This is a genomic window from Rhodococcus sp. MPR-R1B (assembly GCF_058793255.1).
The window spans coordinates 43,479-61,491 of record NZ_JBXAFO010000023.1; the positions used below are offsets into that span (position 1 = coordinate 43,479).

The 18,013-nt window shown below is 60.9% G+C and carries 20 protein-coding genes; 7 read left to right on the forward strand and 13 right to left on the reverse strand.

All coding sequences use genetic code 11. The features are described 5' to 3' along the window. Positions 1 to 81 precede the first annotated feature (81 nt). From AC1Q61_RS25305 to AC1Q61_RS25315, 3 genes are all read right to left on the reverse strand, one after another. Positions 82 to 504, reverse strand: a complete 423-nt coding sequence (locus AC1Q61_RS25305; protein WP_003943727.1) for a hypothetical protein — start codon at positions 502 to 504, stop codon at positions 82 to 84. A 470-nt stretch (positions 505 to 974) separates the two neighbouring features. Then, positions 975 to 1,520, reverse strand: coding sequence for a hypothetical protein (locus AC1Q61_RS25310; RefSeq protein ID WP_064114287.1), 546 nt, complete (start codon positions 1,518 to 1,520; stop codon positions 975 to 977). Positions 1,521 to 1,679: 159 nt separating this feature from the next. After that, a complete protein-coding gene (locus tag AC1Q61_RS25315) occupies positions 1,680 to 1,820 on the reverse strand; it encodes a hypothetical protein (RefSeq protein ID WP_492651230.1) in 141 nt (46 codons plus the stop codon). 187 nt (positions 1,821 to 2,007) lie between these two features. On the opposite strand from AC1Q61_RS25315, the gene AC1Q61_RS25320 reads away from it, so the two are divergent. The 4 genes from AC1Q61_RS25320 to AC1Q61_RS25335 all read left to right on the forward strand — a co-directional run bounded on the left by AC1Q61_RS25320 (position 2,008) and on the right by AC1Q61_RS25335 (position 6,649). Continuing rightward, a complete protein-coding gene (locus AC1Q61_RS25320) occupies positions 2,008 to 3,723 on the forward strand; it encodes a 3-ketosteroid-delta-1-dehydrogenase (protein ID WP_003943733.1) in 1,716 nt (571 codons plus the stop codon). A 689-nt stretch (positions 3,724 to 4,412) separates the two neighbouring features. Next, a complete protein-coding gene (locus tag AC1Q61_RS25325; RefSeq protein ID WP_231914974.1) occupies positions 4,413 to 5,213 on the forward strand; it encodes a peptidoglycan DD-metalloendopeptidase family protein in 801 nt (266 codons plus the stop codon). Positions 5,214 to 5,328: 115 nt separating this feature from the next. Then, complete coding sequence (locus tag AC1Q61_RS25330; protein WP_492651229.1) at positions 5,329 to 6,219, forward strand: pentapeptide repeat-containing protein; 891 nt, start codon at positions 5,329 to 5,331, stop codon at positions 6,217 to 6,219. A 13-nt stretch (positions 6,220 to 6,232) separates the two neighbouring features. Further along, complete coding sequence (locus AC1Q61_RS25335; protein WP_042452357.1) at positions 6,233 to 6,649, forward strand: hypothetical protein; 417 nt, start codon at positions 6,233 to 6,235, stop codon at positions 6,647 to 6,649. A 78-nt stretch (positions 6,650 to 6,727) separates the two neighbouring features. On the opposite strand, the gene AC1Q61_RS25340 is transcribed toward AC1Q61_RS25335, so the two are convergent. From AC1Q61_RS25340 to AC1Q61_RS25355, 4 genes are all read right to left on the reverse strand, one after another. Further along, on the reverse strand, positions 6,728 to 7,069 hold the full coding sequence (locus tag AC1Q61_RS25340; protein WP_064114314.1) for a hypothetical protein: 342 nt from the start codon (positions 7,067 to 7,069) through the stop codon (positions 6,728 to 6,730). Then, the gene (locus AC1Q61_RS25345) at positions 7,066 to 8,217 is read right to left on the reverse strand and encodes an alkane 1-monooxygenase (protein ID WP_054826870.1); all 1,152 of its coding nucleotides are present in this window, start codon (positions 8,215 to 8,217) and stop codon (positions 7,066 to 7,068) included. Before AC1Q61_RS25345 ends, AC1Q61_RS25340 begins: the two co-directional genes overlap by 4 nt. A 95-nt stretch (positions 8,218 to 8,312) precedes the next feature. Continuing rightward, positions 8,313 to 8,966, reverse strand: coding sequence for a class F sortase (locus tag AC1Q61_RS25350; protein WP_003943710.1), 654 nt, complete (start codon positions 8,964 to 8,966; stop codon positions 8,313 to 8,315). Next, positions 8,967 to 10,298, reverse strand: a complete 1,332-nt coding sequence (locus AC1Q61_RS25355) for an ice-binding family protein (RefSeq protein WP_064689434.1) — start codon at positions 10,296 to 10,298, stop codon at positions 8,967 to 8,969. 223 nt (positions 10,299 to 10,521) lie between these two features. Here AC1Q61_RS25355 and AC1Q61_RS25360 point away from each other — a divergent pair, with 223 nt between their 5' ends. Beyond that, a complete protein-coding gene (locus AC1Q61_RS25360) occupies positions 10,522 to 11,238 on the forward strand; it encodes a TetR/AcrR family transcriptional regulator C-terminal domain-containing protein (protein WP_042452349.1) in 717 nt (238 codons plus the stop codon). A gap of 356 nt (positions 11,239 to 11,594) precedes the next feature. On the opposite strand, the gene AC1Q61_RS25365 is transcribed toward AC1Q61_RS25360, so the two are convergent. From AC1Q61_RS25365 to AC1Q61_RS25390, 6 genes are all read right to left on the reverse strand, one after another. Further along, positions 11,595 to 11,738, reverse strand: a complete 144-nt coding sequence (locus AC1Q61_RS25365) for a hypothetical protein (RefSeq protein ID WP_165639161.1) — start codon at positions 11,736 to 11,738, stop codon at positions 11,595 to 11,597. A gap of 58 nt (positions 11,739 to 11,796) precedes the next feature. Then, on the reverse strand, positions 11,797 to 12,258 hold the full coding sequence (locus AC1Q61_RS25370; RefSeq protein WP_492651228.1) for an Hsp20/alpha crystallin family protein: 462 nt from the start codon (positions 12,256 to 12,258) through the stop codon (positions 11,797 to 11,799). Between the two features lie 186 nt (positions 12,259 to 12,444). Then, complete coding sequence (locus AC1Q61_RS25375) at positions 12,445 to 13,329, reverse strand: MBL fold metallo-hydrolase (RefSeq protein ID WP_492651227.1); 885 nt, start codon at positions 13,327 to 13,329, stop codon at positions 12,445 to 12,447. Positions 13,330 to 13,466: 137 nt separating this feature from the next. Then, positions 13,467 to 14,471 (reverse strand): WS/DGAT domain-containing protein, encoded by a 1,005-nt coding sequence (locus tag AC1Q61_RS25380; RefSeq protein WP_492651236.1) that lies wholly within the window; start codon positions 14,469 to 14,471, stop codon positions 13,467 to 13,469. Between the two features lie 6 nt (positions 14,472 to 14,477). Further along, positions 14,478 to 14,720, reverse strand: coding sequence for a hypothetical protein (locus AC1Q61_RS25385; protein WP_492651226.1), 243 nt, complete (start codon positions 14,718 to 14,720; stop codon positions 14,478 to 14,480). Positions 14,721 to 14,766: 46 nt separating this feature from the next. Next, positions 14,767 to 16,062 (reverse strand): hypothetical protein, encoded by a 1,296-nt coding sequence (locus AC1Q61_RS25390; protein WP_492654907.1) that lies wholly within the window; start codon positions 16,060 to 16,062, stop codon positions 14,767 to 14,769. A gap of 551 nt (positions 16,063 to 16,613) precedes the next feature. Here AC1Q61_RS25390 and AC1Q61_RS25395 point away from each other — a divergent pair. Both AC1Q61_RS25395 and AC1Q61_RS25400 read left to right on the forward strand, forming a co-directional pair. Further along, positions 16,614 to 17,231 carry a DUF1109 domain-containing protein gene (locus tag AC1Q61_RS25395; RefSeq protein WP_492651224.1) on the forward strand — a complete coding sequence of 206 codons (618 nt, stop codon included), beginning with the start codon at positions 16,614 to 16,616 and terminating at the stop codon, positions 17,229 to 17,231. A 200-nt stretch (positions 17,232 to 17,431) separates the two neighbouring features. Then, positions 17,432 to 17,923, forward strand: coding sequence for an FBP domain-containing protein (locus tag AC1Q61_RS25400; protein ID WP_058038925.1), 492 nt, complete (start codon positions 17,432 to 17,434; stop codon positions 17,921 to 17,923). Positions 17,924 to 18,013 lie beyond the last annotated feature (90 nt).

Consider the following 18,013-nt stretch of genomic DNA (forward strand, 5'->3'; position numbering starts at 1 on the left):
CGTCTTTTCAGGCTAACCGGGATGACGGGTCGGTAAACAGGACCTTAGGTCCCACGGTGCCGGTGATGCGGAGTTCTGGTGCTACGGCACGTAGAACGATGTGACACCTGGGGTGATGATGGATCCGGCCACAGACAGCACGGCAACAGCGACTTGACCGGTCCCGGTCTGCACGATCGCCTCTGCTGGGACTCCGTTGAGACCGTCCGAGAGCCGAGCGGAGCCGGAGGCCCCGGTCGAAAGGTTCAGCCAGCGCACTTCGGACGAGAGCAGGCATCCCCACCGGCCTTCATTGCCTCCGGTGATCGTCACCGTGCCAGGTAGTTCGCCGACGACAGCTACGCAGCGGACTGCCGGCGCGTCGAAGCTGCCGTTCGGGTTGCCGTACGGCGCAGGGTTGACCTGGAATGGAATGGTCACCGCGGCGGATGCGAGCGCCACCGACGTCAGAGTAGAAGCGATCACGACGGATGTGCAGACGCTCAGTCGGCGAACGAGATTCATCACGGAGGCCTCCAGCCATGTCCAGGTGATTTACTTGTCTTCCCCGACGTAACGTCTTGGTCGCAGCTTCCCTTCTTGCATCGCCGCATTGAAGACGACAGCCTCACCATATCCGGTTGCACTGGAGAATTCAGGTACTCGTCGCTATTCGCTACATGTGGCGGCCTCAGATGCCGTCCGTCGAACCGCCTCTGCCGTCGTCGAAGCACGTACTACGGCAACCGGTGTTCCGGCTGCGGGATCGAAACTCCAGTCCTGCCGATAGGACTGGAGTAGATCTGGATCTGTGATCATCGCACCTGGCGACAATCGCTGGGCGAGCGTGTTCAAAGCGTCGACATTGACCATGATCTGGTTTCAGCGTTCCGCTCCGAGATGTGAAACTCATTGTGTCCAAGGCATGTCCGTGGACCTGAGAGTTGAAAGTCAGTATCTCGAGTGCGGTTGAGATCCACCGAATATGGCGTACGTCATATGTTGCTGAGGTCGGTCAGTACCTGATCGAAGGCGCCGGTACGTCCAGGTGTGACTACCTTCTGAAACAGTGTCAGGACACATTCGTCAAGGGCGTCCGTTGCCGTGAGGGTTCTTCTGGCGACGGTACTTCTACCCGACCATCGGCCACGTTCCATGTGTGCCAATGCGATTCCGTCACGCCGGGCTGTTGCCTTTCGGCCCGATGAATGAACGAAGAGGTATGTTCTGCCCGCGATATCGACTTCGCACAGCTTGTTCTTGCGGCGCATGGCCTTGGGCTTCTGGTCGATCAGGGTCCCGATCGTTCCGTCGGACAATCGAAGTGATGCAGGTCGGCCTTTGCGGAATGTGAGCCTGGATCGATCCTGCTCGGCTGTTGACGATTTCTTCCGCCCGCCGGCAACGCTCTCCGATCCGTCGTCGGATGCGGGAATCAGTTCGCCTTGAACGTTCCCCGACGGATCGAATATCGATACGGCCGAACCACCTTCGGCGAGGTTGACGAACCAGCCGGTCTCTGTAGGGGTGTTCCATTTCATGTAGATGATTATTCTTCATCAGTGCCGAGGAACATCAGCCGACAGCCCGAGACGAGGATCGCGGTCAGGATTCGACAGTCACCTCGACGACGCCATCGTCGCCGTTGAAGCGAACTGCCGGCCAGTACCCGTCCATGAAATGCAAACCGCACGAGTCTGTCAGACGTTGACAATCGCTTCGACGGCCAGACGGTGAAGAGCCTGGTGATGCTCGAAGGCGTGGCGTAGGCGGGGAAGCATGCCGCGTGCAAGGGTGCCGAGCGTTTCGTCGACGATGCCGAAGCTGGGATTTGTCCTCACGTGAGCAGCGTAGACATCGAAGAAGGCAAGCCGCGATTCTGCTGGGGCGGGCACAACGCCCGACCCGTGGCAGGAGCCGTTCTTCGCCAATCCACTCGCAATGTCCCGCTGACTGGGCATCCGGAACCTTCTGCGCCGCGACTGCCTTAGCGTTCTACGTCGATAACCACGTGAAGGGATTTGTTCAATGGCGAAGAATCAGGCACCCCCCGCGACACAAGCCAAGGACATCGTTGTCGATCTACTGGTGATCGGGTCCGGTACCGGCATGGCTGCCGCCCTCACCGCGAACGAGCTCGGCTTGTCCACGCTGATCGTGGAGAAGACGCAGTACGTTGGCGGTTCGACGGCGCGGTCCGGTGGAGCGTTCTGGATGCCTGCCAACCCGATCTTGGCGAAAGCCGGTGCGGGCGACACCGTTGAGCGCGCGAAGACATACGTGCGGTCGGTGGTCGGTGATACTGCCCCTGCCCAACGTGGGGAGGCATTCGTCGACAACGGTGCGGCCACCGTCGACATGCTTTACCGCACGACGCCCATGAAGTTCTTCTGGGCCAAGGAATACTCCGATTACCACCCCGAACTGCCGGGAGGTAGCGCCGCCGGACGTACCTGCGAGTGCCTGCCGTTCGACGCGTCGGTACTCGGCGCGGAACGCGGTCGCCTGCGGCCCGGTTTGATGGAAGCCGGACTGCCGATGCCGGTGACAGGTGCGGACTACAAGTGGATGAACCTGATGGTGAAGAAGCCGAGCAAGGCTTTCCCTCGCATCATCCGCCGCCTGGCGCAGGGCGTTTACGGCAAGTACGTACTCAAGCGTGAATACATCGCAGGCGGTCAGGCGCTCGCCGCCGGCCTGTTCGCAGGTGTGGTCCAGGCCGGTATCCCGGTGTGGACGGAAACGTCGTTGGTTCGGCTCATCACCGAAGATGGCCGCGTAACGGGTGCAGTTGTGGTGCAAGACGGACGTGAAGTGACGGTGACCGCTCGGCGTGGTGTCGTTCTGGCAGCCGGCGGGTTCGACCACAACATGGAGTGGCGCCACAAGTACCAGTCGGAGAGCCTCGGTGAGCACGAGAGCCTGGGCGCAGAGGGCAACACCGGCGAAGCGATCGAGGCAGCACAAGAGCTCGGCGCAGGTATCGGATCGATGGATCAGTCGTGGTGGTTCCCCGCGGTGGCAAGCATCAAGGGCCGCCCGCCGATGGTGATGCTCGCAGAGCGTGCGCTGCCAGGCTCGTTCATCGTCGACCAGACCGGTCGTCGATTCGTGAACGAGGCGACGGACTACATGTCGTTCGGCCAGCGCGTGCTCGAACGGGAAAAGGCCGGAGATCCGGCCGAGTCGATGTGGTTTGTTTTCGACCAGGAGTACCGCAACAGCTACGTGTTCGCAGGCGGTATCTTCCCTCGTCAGCCGCTTCCGCAGGCATTCTTCGACTCCGGCATCGCGCACAAGGCGAGCAGTCCGGTCGAACTTGCCCGCAAGGTCGGTCTTCCCGAGGAGGCTTTTGCCGAGTCCTTCGAGAAGTTCAACGAGGCCGCTGCTGCCGGTAGCGATGCGGAATTTGGTCGCGGCGGAAGTGCATACGATCGGTACTACGGCGACCCGACAGTGTCCCCGAACCCGAACCTGAGGAAGCTCGACACGAGTGCCCTCTACGCGGTGAAGATGACGCTCAGCGACCTCGGCACCTGCGGCGGTGTGCAGGCAGACGAGCATGCACGCGTGCTTCGTGAGGACGGCAGCGTGATCGACGGCCTGTATGCGATCGGCAATACTGCGGCCAACGCATTCGGTCACACCTACCCGGGCGCCGGTGCAACGATCGGCCAGGGGCTGGTTTACGGATACATTGCCGCTCACCACGCAGCCGAGAAAGTAGCTTCGACTCAGCAGTAGATCCACTAGGCAACAGATCGCCGAACGGGAGATCAGCACGCGTTTCCGATGCCGGGAACGTGCACTGGTCTCCCGTTCGGCTTGTAGGAGCAATGCCGCCTGTATGTCCCATCTCGGTAACGCTGACGCGCCAGGTGACCAAGACGCGGTATCGTCTCCAGAAGTGACATGGGGCACTGGCGATTGTTCGAACAGATGCCATCAACCGAAGGCGCGCCTGATATCGACCGGTCGGGTCGAATGCGCAAAAACAGGTATGTACCCAGGTAATTCAACCGTGGTGTGGAGCGTCGTGAAGCGACAGCGTATGAGGTGATTCCTCATCCGCAACGCAAGGATCTCCATGTTCCACCCCCTTTCCGACCATCCGGGTAGACACCCACCCTGTCGATCTTCGAATGAGAAGCCTTCGGTTTGTTCCGGCATTCGTAGTCCTCGATCAACGATCGATTCAGGCACTGCCTCGATGTAGAACCCGTATCTCCTGTGCTGTCACCAGGAGATGCAGACCTGCGGGTCTATGCGCGCGCTCGCGTTCGAGAGCGGTCACCGTACCTCTCTCCATGGCGCGATCCGAACATCTCACTCCAACGGAGTCTTGGTGCGATACACCGAGTAGCTCAGCACGTATTGAGTGCTGTCTGCGGGTAGAGCCTGCACCTGCTCCGAGCACATCAGTCAAGGAAAACATGAGTAAGCACAGAAAACACAAGCCTTCCAGCACAAAACGATTCATCGCCGTAACTGCGGGACTGGGCGCCCTTGTGGGGGCCGGAGCAGTAGCCAATGCAGGTACCGCCGGTGCGCAGGGCTGGTCGGCGAGTTGCAATTGGGAGTGGCCGGTAAGCGGATCACTTTCGCAGGGTTACCACGCGGGACATGACGGAGTCGACTTCGCTGTCAACGTCGGCACCGCGCTCCACGCGCCCACATCGGGCACGATTTCTGTTGCCGGACCCAATGATCCGGGTGGATATGGAACGTACATCCAGTTGGAAGCGGACAGTGGCGAGCAGATTCAGATGGGCCACCTCTCCGAAACATGGGTCGGTGTGGGGCAACACGTCGAGGTAGGCGACGAGATCGGGGCAACGGGTAACACCGGTAGCTCCACCGGCCCACATCTGCATCTCCGCATTCACAGTGGAGGCGCCGTCGATCCCATGTCCTTCCTGAGTTCGATCGGGGCGTGCGATACCGGGTCGAGTATTGTTCCCGCGCCCGCGCCGGCACAGGACGTAGCACCCGAATTTGCACCGGAACCGGCGCCTGCTCCCGTTGTCTACTCTGAGACATCCGAATCTGCACCGGTAGAAAGCATTCCGGAGTCGGAGACTCCAGCGCCCGGCTCAGAGGTAGTCGTTGCAGCCGGTGATACATTGTTCGACCTCGCGACAGAACGAGGTCTCACCTGGCAGCAGGTGTGGGACATGAATCCGCAGATCGTCAATCCCGATCAGATCCTTGTGGGCGACGTGATCAACTTGTGAGAGTTGATAATTCGATACTGATCCGGGGATGAGTCAACGGCTCGTACACGACCGGTTTCAGTACCCCAGTTGACTCCGAGTTCCACTTCGTGCGCGTGAGCGCTGCAGCCGGGCCGTGCATTTCACGGTCCGGCTGTTTTGCGCGCTCCGAGAAGTGATTCCTACCGAAGTACTGATGTGTGGTGGTTCGCTTCTTGGGCAGCCACGGCCAATCGCTGGGCATCTTGCCGATACTATTGAGCCCGTGAACCGGTCCGCGATCACCTCCCTACGTCGACGTTGGTCAGATGAGGGCGTCGATAATTTACGGGCGCAGCTGCTCGATCAGTCGCGGATCGTCAAGCCGCCCCACACTCTCGTCTCCCCATGGGCGGAGACCGATGACGGGCTGATCGATGTGCGTGGCCTGACAGCGGGTAGCGCTGGATTGGACATCCGGTATCTCACGTTGGAACGGATTGATCTGAGTTTCGCTCGGGGTTCGATCTCCGTCTTCGAATCTGAATTATTCGACTGCCGTTTCGATTTCGTGGCACTGACCGGACAGCCCCGTTTCAATCGCCGATTCGAACGGTGCAGTTTCCGGGGTGCGACGCTCTCTCGTCTGGCGCTCGGACCGAGGGTCGTCGATTGCGATTTCACTGGAGCCAAAGCACGCGGGCTCCGCTCCGTGCCCAATACTGTGTTCGAACGATGCGCATTCGACGACACAGACCTGACTGGTGCGCAGTTCGCCGATACCTCATTCGTGGAGTGCACTTTCGGCGGCGCACGATTCTCGGCGGCCACGAGTTTTGTGCGGTGTTCCTTCACCCGGACCGCTGTCGAGTTCTCCGAGGCGCAAGTGTCGCGAACAACGTGTGACGGCACCGCGATTCCGGATCAATGGGAAGGTGAGGCCGATTCAGCAGTCGCACTGGAGCGGTATGCCGGTCGATATGCCCGAGCACTTGGCGTGGGGGACACAGAGGGTATGGCCCTCGATCCTGAAATGGATGATTCGTAAAGGGGGCAGATCGATGACTCGCGGGGTCACGTTCAGGACAGTATTCGGTGGACCGTCGGTGCCGCTTGACTTCATCGAGGAGTTGACTCGGCTCAGACACCGGCTGAGGGGCATCGCGATGCAGTACGACTTCGATCTGTTTGTTGTCGTTGGTGGCGACATCTCCGTGGTGACCGATCCGACCGGGATCCGGCTTCCGCGTGTATTTCTGGGCAGGCGTACCGCTACGGCGCAGGTACAGATGAACACTGACGACGTGATGGGGGTGCCCGACCCGCGTGCATTTCTGTACACGACGATCCATGCGGCACTGACGGAACTGATCACGCGTGTCTCAGACCGCGACAACGACTTCGATGCGGACGGGGAGCGAGCGAAGATCGAGTTCTTGATCCTCGATGACATTGGCGAGCGCGAATCAAAGCTGTGATGGCAAATGACAAATGCTGCGCTCCCGAATTCGTCAGGCCGTTGTCACTCTCTGGCATCAAACACTGCGGTGACCACTTCACAGAAAATCGCCGGGTGCCGGCAATGGACGAACCTCACTATGAGTTCTGCGGTGCGCGGTAGCGGTGACAAGTAGGTAGCGTTCAGCTGCGGCGTAGTCGGTGATCGATGTTCCGTCGGGCCCGGGGGTTTGAGTGATCAGGTCGAGGTATCGGCGGCGATAGAGGTATGCGTCGGGCTGGGTCAACAGGTACTCCGCGGCAGCGACGACGTCCAGGCTCGGTGCGGCTCGTCTGAGCCGGGTGCGCGTCGGCTGGTACGCAGCTCTGGCGTGTTTGGTCGGCCCGGTGGCCGTGTAGTGCCCGTCGCTGTGGTCGTCGTCTCGGGCATTGTCATTCATATCGTCGCCTTGGTGTGAATGAGCTCGACGTTGCCGTTGTAGTAGCCGAGGACACGGTGATCCATCATCCGCCGCCACAGTGGTGGTACGGCAGCGCAGACGATCATCACCGCGTATCCGGCAGGGAGTTGCGGAGCGGTTGGAGCGCTGCGCAGAGATTGGTAGCGCAGACGCGGATTCGCGTGATGGTCACTGTGTCGTTGTAATTGGTACAGGAACAAATTGGACAAGAGATGATCACTGTTCCAACTGTCTTCGGGCCGGGCTTTGACAAAGCTGCCGTCTTGTCTTCGCGCACGGAGCAATCCGTAGTGTTCGAGGTAGTTTGCGGCCTCGAGGAACGTGATCCCGGCCAAGGCTTGCAGGAGCAGCCAGGGCAGTATCTGCCACCCGAATAAGGTGATCAACGTCCCGAACAGTGCGGCGCTCAGCGACCATGCCTGCAAGATGTTGTTTCGAGGCGACAGTGCGGGTGAACCCTGCCGGCGCAGGCGTGCTGATTCGATCCGCCAGCCCGATTTCAGACCTCCGAATACGCTGCGGGGCAGGAATATCCAGAACGATTCCCCGAAACGAGCACTGGCGGGATCGCGCGGCGTCGCAACGTTGACGTGGTGACCGTGATTGTGCTCGATGTAGAAGTGCCCGTAGAACGATTGAGCGAGCACAATTTTCGCCAACCGCCGCTCGAGGCGGCTGCTCTTGTGGCCTAGTTCGTGTGCGGCATTGATACCGACGCCCGCAACGACGCCGACGGTCATCGCCAGTGCGATCTTCTCTCCGGTTGCCATCGGGGCGTGCGCCCAACACCATGCGGCGAAGACGAGGCCAGCGTATTGAAGTGGCACGAACAGGTAGGTACACCAGCGGTAGTAGCGGTCGTCCTGCAATGCCGCGATCACGTTGTCGGGTGGGCTGCGGCCATCTGCGCCGACTGCGACGTCGACGATCGGGATGACGAGAATCAGGATCCAGGCACCGGTCGCCCAGAACAGGCCGAGGTGCAAATATTCGACCAGCAGCCAGGACAGGAAGGGACTCAGCGGGATCAGCAATCCCAACGGCCACCAGTAACGCTTCCGATCCCGCCATGCAGGAGCGTCGACACCTGCTTCGGCGCTCGCTCGAATGTCGTCGGTGTCTGTCATCGAAACTTCTCGAGCACGGGAAAGTGGAATACGGTCATTGCTCTCCAACGGTTCGTGCGGACTTTCGAAGTGGTGTGCTGCGGCGTCTCAGGCGGTTAGGCCAGGTCGGCGAATGCGATGATGTTGTCGTTGTAACTGCGTGCGGTTTCGTCGAAGGATCCACCGCACGTGATGATCCGGAGTCCGGGGTGGTCGATGTCGCCGTATACGACGTCGGTGGGAAAGTCCTCTTTGGGGAAGTGTTCGACACTGGTAGCGGTGAACACTGCGCGACTTCCGTCTTCGCGGGTGACGATGATGTCGGCTCCTGTTTCGAGATTCCGCAGATCGAAGAAGACCCCGTCGGTGCCTTGCCAGTCGACGTGGCCGGCGATGATTGCCGGTCCGACCTCACCGGGTGCGGGAGCGCCGGTGTACCACCCTGCGTCCTTCCCATCCGGTGGGACCTCGAGTGCTCCATCGGTATCGAGTCCGAGATCGATGATGTCGGTGTCGACGCCGATGGACGGGATTTCGAGGCGCGCGGGGCGGTGTTCAGCAGTTACCGGCGCCCTTTCGGGCAGTGCAGAGTCAGTGGCGCGTGGCGCGGATGTGGTGTCTTGTCGAGGCGACGAGTGTGGTTGTGAATTTCCGCTGTCGGATTGTCCACCGGCGCATCCGACCACCGTTACGAGTACTGAAACAGTAAGGGCGAGAGCCGTGATGGCTCGGCGAGTTCGCGGAGCCATCACGGAGTTTTCGTCTTTCATCTATCGACTTGTCCGACGGATGACGAGGGCCGACATAGCCACGACGCTGAAGAAGCCGACGAGCAGGGCGATCCACCCTCCACTGGACTGTCCGTCGCGTTGGGATTGTGTGCTTCCGTCACCGGTGTCGACCGACCCTCGTGGTACCTGCTGCACCTGAGGGGCTCGAACATTCGGGGATTCCGGGCCTACCGGTTGAGTGGTCGGGGTACCCGTTCGAGAAGCTGACGTCGTCGGCACCCGAGACGGGACGGTTACCGTCCCGGGAACGGTGGGAGGTATTCCCGGCAGTGGTGGGAGACCGGGAATCTCGGGTATGGACGGAATGTTTCGGCTGGTCGTGATGATCGGCGGTACGTCCACAGTGGTTGTAGTCGTGCCGTTCGGCCCTGGTGTGGTGGTCGTCGCTTCCACCGGTGTACCAGTCGTGGTTGTAGTCACCTCCGGCGGGACGACCGTCGTGGTTGTAGTCACCTCCGGCGGGACGACCGTCGTGGTTGTAGTCACCACCGGCGGGACCACAGTCGTGGTGGTAGTCGTCGCGGTGTCAGGCGGGACTGTAGTCGTCGTAGTGGTCGGAGTCGTGGTCGTGACAGGAGGCGCACAGGTCGGGATCGTAACGGTGTTCGTATCCAGAGTGACCGCGCCATTGATCGCCAACAGTCGACCCTCGACGGTTGCCTCGGTTGTGGCAGTAATGTCTGTCAGCGCCAAGAGGTTTCCTCGGAAGACGGAGTTGGTGCCGAGGGTGGCGGAACTTCCAACCTGCCAGAAAACATTGCACGCCTGCGTTCCGTTGATCAGTGCAACGGTGCTGGACGACGATGTGATCAGCGTTGATCCCGCTTGGAAGACGAAGACTGCATCGGGGTCACCTTGCGCGTCGAGGGTGACGGTTCCCGACAGTGCGATCGACGAACCGGAGTTGTAGACACCCGAAACCAGTGTCCGACCGGTCAAGTCGTCTCCCGTCGGTTGTGTGGGTCCCTGACCGGCAAGAGTGTTGTAGGCAGTCAACACGTCGGGTTTCGCTCCCTGCGATACCGCGTCGCCACCATGATTGGTGCCGGTAATCGTCAGGTCCGATACACCGGTGATGGTTGGAGTCGGATACGTGCCGATATCGCCGCCGAGGGTTGTCGGTCCGGTGTTGGTGATTCCTGCTCCGGCAAGGACTGCAAAGGGCTCAGCGGTGCCGAGTCCGACAGCAGTCGCTTCCGCGCCGGCAGTGCCGGCCGGCAAGACGAGAATGCCGACGGAGAAAACGGAAATCGTTGCAATACCCGAGAATTGAAAGAACCGCGAGCGTCGTGTTGCGGTGGGTGCTGTCATGTTCTGTTCATCTTCGATCCTTTGAAGAAGGGACTCATGCGACGAAAGTGAGTCCGTACGTCCGCGCCGACTCCGGCGCCGGGACGTATCGATGAGCGCCCACGTAAATCCGGACATTCCGGGTATACGATGTGTGTATACGTTGTATGCATAGGGCGTATCCGAACAGTAAACCAGCCGTACTGTTCTGTCAACGCGTAGGCATACGATGTATGTTTTGTGAATGACCGGACACTCGCCAGATCGCACTAAGGGTTTGATTCCCGCCGCGGACCGCGAGGAGCCCCTCACCAGGGCGCTCGTACTCTCGACGGCGTTGGCGATCATCGACGAGGAAGGTGCCGACGGCCTCTCCATGCGCCGACTGGGCAAAGCGCTCGACAGAAATCCGATGACTCTCTACAGGTACGCGGCCAACAAGGCGGCCCTGCTGGACGGGGTCGTCGAGACCGTGCTCGAACAACTGGTCGTCGACCCGTCCGATCGCGACTGGAGGGGGCAGCTGCACGCAGTTGCGTACGGGTATCGCCGCCTCGCGCTCGCGCACCCCAACGTGGTTCCTTTGCTGGTCACTCGGCCGCTGTCCACCCCGCTCGGATTGCGTCCTCCCGGGACGTTGCGCTACGTCGAAGCGATTCTCGAACTGCTGATACGGGCCGGTTTCACTCCTGAAGACGCATTACACATCTACCGAGCAGTGTTCGGCTTCCTCAACGGGCACATTCTCAACGAGCTTCAGGAAATAGTCGAAAATCCCGAGGAGACGGACGATCTCTTGCGGCTCGGTCTGCATCGGCTTGCGCTTGCCGAGTTTCCGAGACTGCGGTCGATGGCTACGATCATGGCTCACTACGACGGGCAGGACGAACTCGAGCGCGGTCTGGCAATCCTTCTGGAGGGTCTGGCGACGGCATCTCCTCCGACGAGGGTTGAGGGCTGACCACTTTCAGTTTGGGTATAGACATGAGACGACCTCGACGGCCACACAATTCAGGGGACCGACGAGGTCGGTAAGCGTCAGCGCAGTCACTGACGTCTACATTTCAACCGTACGAGTCACGGTTGGCAGGTGGCGGCGAGCTTCGTCCTTGTTGTGTGAGTGTTTCGTCCTGCTTCGCCCATTTCGGGCGGTTCCTGACCTGCTGCAGGTGATGGCTCTTCGGTTCGGCCGGAATGCTTCATCGAGCTGAACGTGTGTAGAGCGCCTGTAAATGTCTTCCGTCCGCCTCGGTGGACGGACGGAAGGCATCAATTCATTTGTGGGTGACCGTATTCGGCGAACACGGTCTGGTTTTGTCAGGGTTGAAATTCTTCGTTGGTGGGGTTCTCGGGCGGGGTGGCCGCGAGGATGCGCTTCCACCAGCCTTGCCGCTGCGGGTCTTCGTTCCAGACGACCGGTTCAGCCAGAGCTGCGGCGGGGGCCATGATTGGCGCGGGCATAGTGGACCTCCTGGATGAAAGGCTCTCGTACAGTCGATTTCGTGCCAAGCCGTTCAGGTCAGGCTTCGATCTGTCCTTGGGTTTTCACCTCGGAGTTTGCGGTGCGGGACGGCGGTCCCGACGAGATTTCGATCCGCCGCGGTTTCGCCTTCTCTGCGATCGGCAAGGTCACGGTCAACACGCCGTTGTCGTATGAGGCGACGATCCGTTCGGAATCGATGTCCTCACTGATGGACAGCTGCCTTCTGTATGTTCCTGTGAAACGCTCACCGGCCAGCCACGTCACTCCCTCTTCGGAAATGGCGCTGCGGTGCGCGGTCAGGGTGAGGGTCGAGCCGTCTACCTGTACGTCCACTGATCCTGGGTCGACGCCGGGAAGATCGGCGTGAAGGACGTAGTGGTCATCGATCTGGTAGAGGTCCATCGGCATGAAGCGTGGACTTCGGCTGCTGCCGGTTCCGGTGGCAAGCAGGGACTTGGTGATCGCGTCGATGTCGGTGAAAGGATCGAAACGAAGCACAGCAACACACCTCCCGTATCGTCTAAGAAAGGTCACCGTCACCTCGACGGCGACCGAACTTACTGTGCGAGAACATGATAACCAGCCAAACTGGCACTCTGCAACCTTGAGTGCCAGATTTTTTCGGTGAACTTCGGTCCGATTTTCGGAAGTATCCGAAATGGCGCGATCAGTTCGCCAGGGATGTCAGAGGGTCCGGCGAAACACCTTGTCTTCGTCGACTGTGACGGCACCGGATGCGATGAGTCGTTCGAGGTGTAGCTGAGCTGTCCGTCGTTCGACGGCGTCGACGTACGGTGCCGATACGTGGGGGCGGTAGACGAGTCGATGAGCGACTATGTCTTCCAAGAGTTTTGGTTCGCCGAGGAATTGGATGAGACGGTCTTCGCGGCTCAGTAATTTGTCGCGGTATGCGGACAACCGGCGACGGAACTCGTCGCTGCCCTCGACCACGCCCTTCTGATGGAATGTTCCGTACCAGCGTGCGTCGATCGTTGCGACGTGGTCGATGGAGTCGAGGAAGTCGTTGACGCTGCTACCCAGGTCGCCGTACATCGGGCCGAAGGAGGTGAGGTCGATGTCGGCGACGTAGAAGAAGCCGTCGGGTTCAACGAGGACCCCGCAGTGTCCGCGGGTGTGCCCTGGCAAATGAATGACTGTCGCAGTGCGGTCGCCGAGGTCGAAGACGTGGCCGCCCGCGATCCCCGACACGTTCTCGTGGGTCGGGGGTATGCCGTATTGCGTAGCAATCGACTGCTGGACCTCGTCTCGTTCGTTCGGAGGAAGGCCGTAATTGGTGAGCATCGTGTCGAGGGATGCGACTGCGGGTGCGTCGAGATGGTGCGCATAGGCCGGGGTGTCGAAATGGCGTAGTCCGGCGATGTGGTCCTCGTGCCCGTGGCTGACGAATACGAGGTCTGCGCCGACGGGGTCGCGGTCGAGGGAGAGCGAAGGGTCGATGACGAGCGTGCTTTCAGATCCGTGCACTACCACGGTGTTCCCGTAGGGGACGGCACCACCGTTCTCAGGAACCAGTACCGAGACCTTGCCGAATTCTGCAGGTGTGAACATCTTTCGCCTTCCTCGTGACGATCGTGTCGTGACGACACCGGCTTGCAGGCTCGAATCAGTGGAGATGTTGTCGAGACGTCTCGACAGTATCCGTTGCCCAAGCGGCGAGGTGCATCGGATAGTGGCAGTAGATCCAGTCAGTGTGCAGTGCCGGTTATTTCGTCGAGAGTCCGTTCGACGGCTCGGGCGATCTTGCTTGCAGGTGGGAGATGCTCGGCATCGGCCTGGATTCCGATCCAGAATGTGTCGTTGTAGGACGCTGCGGTGAAGCCGACGCGGACATTGCCCGCCAACGGGCCCAGAGGCCAGAGTTCGACTAGCGCTGCCCCGTCGAGCGTGAGCGGGCCGCGCGGTCCATGGACGTTGGACGCGACTGCACCGATCATGTGCTGCCGCTTTGCGAGCTTGTCGAAAACGCCGGCGATACGCGGTGACCGAAAGGTTGTTCCCGCAGCGCGTGCGGAAGGTTTGGCCGCAGCGGTTTGCTTCGCGACGATCGCGACTGTGCGTTGTGGGTCGGTTTCACGAAGTGGAAGGTCGATGATCATGAACCCGACGGCATTGCGTGCGCTACCGATCGCTGTGACTGCGACGGGTACCGATACCGCAATCGACTTGGGGATGGGCTCGCCGCATTCTTGGAGGATGAATCGCAGTCCGCCGCCCACCGCAACGAGGTAGGCATCGTTCAAAGTGCCTCCCGCTTGCTGCGCGGCATGCTCGATCAGAGAGGTGCGGACGTTGACGGACGAGATCGATCTCGTGGGACCAATGGCGCCCAGCAACACCCGTGATCGGATTGGCCGGTGCAGGAAAGTACCGATTCGAAATCGGAGGAGGTCGAGGGAACCGGCGGCCTTCGGAGGGATGTTCGGCACGGGAGCGCCCGGGTCGGTACTTTTCGAATCAGGTGAGGCGAACAAGCGCTCGAAAAGGTCGCTGGCTCTGGCGCCGTCGAGAACCGCGTGATGCACTCGGATCACAATGCCGCACAGACCCGGTCGAGCTGCAGGAACGAAGGCGATGTGCCACAACGGTCGGGTGGTGTCGAGGGGTTGCATCACGAGTCGACCACAGACGGATTCGAAGTCGGGTTCTGTAGGCCCGCGTTCGTCAAGCGAGAGATGGAGGTCGAAGTCGATGTCGTTTTACGTCCACCACCATGACCCGTTCCGCATGATCGGTCGCTGCCGCAGTAACGGCTCCTGCGCGATGTGAGCGGCGAGAGTGCGGTGAAGTCGCACTAGATCAGGTCGACCGTCTCGATCGACGAAGCCACCAGGAGCGAGCAGTCCGGCAATAGTGACCAGGTAGGGCTGGACGTGCACACCGAGCTGGAAGCTCGCAGCGTCGACGGGTGATATCGGCACGTCGGGTGTGGTGTCGACCATCTGCTGAGCCTAATCGAGGCGACATGGTGGACGGCGCTGTTTTCGGCTAGCGGATCACCAAGTCGTGGTCGGTGGCGCTGAGCGTGATCGCGGCAATGGGGTTTCCGTGCATCCAGTCCTGCACGAACGCGTCCAGAGCGGGGTTCGATGCCCGATCCGCGTACGCGTCCGACGGGATCTCGATTGCCCCGACGAGGTGGCGCGGATCGGCATCGAGGCCGGATGCGCGGGGAGTCATCCGTAGTCCGTCGGCGGTGTGCAGGACGACCGGAAGAACCGTGCCATCCGGTGCAGTCACGGTCGCGGTCCGCGTGGTGGCGACCGGGTCGAAATGGTCCACGTCCAGTCGGTATCCGGACGGTTGTGCGTGCTGGCCGATCGCGTCGAGCATGCGCGGATCCACCACAGAGTACGGAAACCCGATGTCGATCAGAGTCTGACCGTCGATGGCACCGTCGCGGGCGGGCAAGGTCGTGGACAAGTGCCAGGGGGCAGCGGGGGACAGGGTATCCGTCGACCGGTCTGTCGGCGCGTTTTCGACCAGTGCGCCGAGGAGAGACGCGCCGGTCGGCGTGAACTCCCAGTCGCTGCCGACGAGATCCTTGTGCCAGAAGCCGGATTCGACGCCGCGGAGACCCTCGACACGCAACTCCCGCCGGTTCGGGCCGGGACCGAGTGAGTGCACACTGATCGCGGATGTGACTTCACCGGGAATTTTGGGCTGGTGCACCCAGTCGGGGGCCGGAAGTTGGATCGCGGCGGTGTTGCGGTCGAGTGTTTCGGCCACGAGGTTGGGTGCCGACGGCTTGTCCGACTGATCTTCCCAGCTGTAGCGGAAGAAGATCGAGTCCGATCCCGAAGAATCGAAATCAAATGTGCGGGTGTACATGTCACCGTACTTGTTCATCACGAAAGTGGTCGAGCCGGCCGCCGACAAGGACTCGGCCTGGAACCGTCCGCCGAGCGGACCGCCGATCTCGTAGCTGTCGTCGTTGGGCAGCCACGGGTCCGCGTAGGTTATTCGGCTGCCGTCCCCGGTCAACGTGGGGATCATCGTCATCTTGGCGAGTCCGACGAAGTGAATCCGTCCTGCGACGTCGGTGAAAGTTTGGTTGTCCCAAGGCGACGAGACGCTCAGTGCCCACCCGTTCGGGTGGTCTCCGGGGAGTTGTCGGCCGGGACCGCTCCACAGCGGTGCGCCCCATGCCGAGGTCCAATTCCACACCAGCGGATCCTGGGATGCGTTGTCCATCGTGTAGATCCAGCCGTTGTCGTCGACCGCGACGAGTTCGTCGTCGTCCAGTGATATCCCGACCAGTCGTCCACGCAGGCACTCGGGCATCGGCACGAAACGCCACGGTTGAGCCGTTGATGCGCCGGTCTCTCGCGGCCGAGCGAGTAAGTCGTGGTCGACTAGCGCAAAGTCCCAGAAACGATTGAATTGCGTAGTTGGCGTGCGGATCTGGACCGAGCTGGGGGCGGTTGAACCGGTGAATGTCGGTAGGTTTGCCAACCCGACTCGACCTCCACCGGAAGGCGCACCTGGTGGCAGTTGGGCGGTTCCGAATGATATGCAACTGGCCGGCCCAGGTTCGGTGGGCGCGGCAGCGGCGAGGGGAGTGGACCACAGGAGGGCGGCGGAGAGTAGGACGCCGACGCTCAGCAGTCGCGGTCGGTGCGGGTGCGAAACTCCACTCGCGGTCTCGTTCACCGTCCGATTGTCGCATGATCGGCACGTTGAATCTGCGAATTGTGAGGTTTGTCCATCTGTGTCGGTTGCGGCGAGAGTGCCGATCGCTGCGTTGGTTGTTGTGAGTGGAACGAGAGTGCTTGTACTGCAAAGGTATTCGCCGTGTAGCTGAGTTTGCCATGACCTGCAGATACGGTGGGGTGATGAGAAGGCCGAAGTCGCTGGGTGAATGGTTGGTAGCTGACCCTCCGGAGTCGTCCAAGCCGCCGGGGCCGATTCTTTTGGTATTCACCGTTGTTCCGCTCATTGCGTTGGTCTGCCGGCATTACGGTTGGTGGCCTTCGCCGTTCGGGGAGTACAGATGGTTGGATCCCTTCCTCGTCAGCGCCGCGGCTCTGCTCATCTTGATCGTGGTCGGTCTGGTGTGGGCGATCCGCACCCTCTATGTCCTTGGCCAGGACCGGCGGTGGTCGTGGTGGATTCTGTCCTCCCCGATCGCCGTCATCGCTGCAGTCGCTCTGGTGTTGTTGATGCCGCCGGCAACTTTCCTCGACAAGAGCGGAGAGTTCGAGACCATCGCGACTGGTCTTTTGGAGCAGCCTGAATCGACCGTGGAAGAGCTCGAGATCGGCCAGTTCGATATCAGTAGTGCCCATGTCGTGCGGCCGGATGAGGTCTACTTCATCGACAACGACAGCATGTTCATCACCTCGAGTGGGTGGGTGTACTCGCCCAGCGGCCCACCATCGGGGTTCGATGATTTCTCCGCAACTCACCTCGGCGGACCTTGGTACGAGTTCACGGCGGTATGGCGTGACTGATAAATCGAGTGGCCTGTAACGCAGGCCTGTAGCTACCATCGCGGTGTGGATACGTACACGGTGACGCCCCATGGGCGTGAGGGGGTTGTCGGCGTCGTCTTCGCCGGCGACAGATAGCGCATTTCGGACCCGACAGCACTTGGTGCTGATCGGGCCATGAGCTGTACCCACCTTCACCGAGCCACGATTGGTATACACCCATGATCATTTTGACCGATACATCTATTCGTTCCAGCCTCGTCAACGCGAGTCGTAAGGAGAAGTCCGATCTCACCCTGCCGGACGGCTTCGGCACCATCGACTTCGACGCTCTCGACTACCTGGGCTGGCGAGATCCGAAAATGGGCCGACGCGCCTACACGATCGTCCCGACACTCGACGGGGAGACCATCGGAGTCTTGCTCGTTCAAGCCGAGGCCACTCCGCGATCGCGCGCCCAGTGCTCCTGGTGCCGCGACACGCGACTCCCCAACGAGGTCGTCTTCTACGGCGCCAAGTTGGCCGGGCCCGCCGGTCGACGTGGCAGCACGGTCGGAACACTGATCTGCCGAGACTTCCAGTGCTCGTCCAATGTTCGTAACGACCCCCCGCTCCCGTATGCCGGCTACGATGCCGCCGCTGCGCGCCAGAACCGGAAAGATGAACTGGTGCTGCGGGCTTCGAGTTTTGTCGAGCGGGTGGCTCGGCAGTAGAGCGGACCAAATCGGGGACGAGGTAGCACCCTGTTGCGACGTTCGTCCCCCTTCCTGACTCAGGGAGGGGGACGAGTTGTCTAGACGGTT

Coding starts and splice junctions, on each gene's coding strand:
- AC1Q61_RS25305 (WP_003943727.1), bottom strand. CDS start 504: ATGAATCTCGTTCGCCGACTGAGCGTCTGCACATCCGTCGTGATCGCT.
- AC1Q61_RS25310 (WP_064114287.1), bottom strand. CDS start 1,520: ATGAAATGGAACACCCCTACAGAGACCGGCTGGTTCGTCAACCTCGCC.
- AC1Q61_RS25320 (WP_003943733.1), top strand. CDS start 2,008: ATGGCGAAGAATCAGGCACCCCCCGCGACACAAGCCAAGGACATCGTT.
- AC1Q61_RS25325 (WP_231914974.1), top strand. CDS start 4,413: ATGAGTAAGCACAGAAAACACAAGCCTTCCAGCACAAAACGATTCATC.
- AC1Q61_RS25335 (WP_042452357.1), top strand. CDS start 6,233: ATGACTCGCGGGGTCACGTTCAGGACAGTATTCGGTGGACCGTCGGTG.
- AC1Q61_RS25340 (WP_064114314.1), bottom strand. CDS start 7,069: ATGAATGACAATGCCCGAGACGACGACCACAGCGACGGGCACTACACG.
- AC1Q61_RS25345 (WP_054826870.1), bottom strand. CDS start 8,217: ATGACAGACACCGACGACATTCGAGCGAGCGCCGAAGCAGGTGTCGAC.
- AC1Q61_RS25350 (WP_003943710.1), bottom strand. CDS start 8,966: ATGAAAGACGAAAACTCCGTGATGGCTCCGCGAACTCGCCGAGCCATC.
- AC1Q61_RS25355 (WP_064689434.1), bottom strand. CDS start 10,298: ATGACAGCACCCACCGCAACACGACGCTCGCGGTTCTTTCAATTCTCG.
- AC1Q61_RS25360 (WP_042452349.1), top strand. CDS start 10,522: ATGACCGGACACTCGCCAGATCGCACTAAGGGTTTGATTCCCGCCGCG.
- AC1Q61_RS25365 (WP_165639161.1), bottom strand. CDS start 11,738: ATGCCCGCGCCAATCATGGCCCCCGCCGCAGCTCTGGCTGAACCGGTC.
- AC1Q61_RS25375 (WP_492651227.1), bottom strand. CDS start 13,329: ATGTTCACACCTGCAGAATTCGGCAAGGTCTCGGTACTGGTTCCTGAG.
- AC1Q61_RS25385 (WP_492651226.1), bottom strand. CDS start 14,720: ATGGTCGACACCACACCCGACGTGCCGATATCACCCGTCGACGCTGCG.
- AC1Q61_RS25390 (WP_492654907.1), bottom strand. CDS start 16,062: ATGCCCGAGTGCCTGCGTGGACGACTGGTCGGGATATCACTGGACGAC.
- AC1Q61_RS25395 (WP_492651224.1), top strand. CDS start 16,614: ATGAGAAGGCCGAAGTCGCTGGGTGAATGGTTGGTAGCTGACCCTCCG.
- AC1Q61_RS25400 (WP_058038925.1), top strand. CDS start 17,432: ATGATCATTTTGACCGATACATCTATTCGTTCCAGCCTCGTCAACGCG.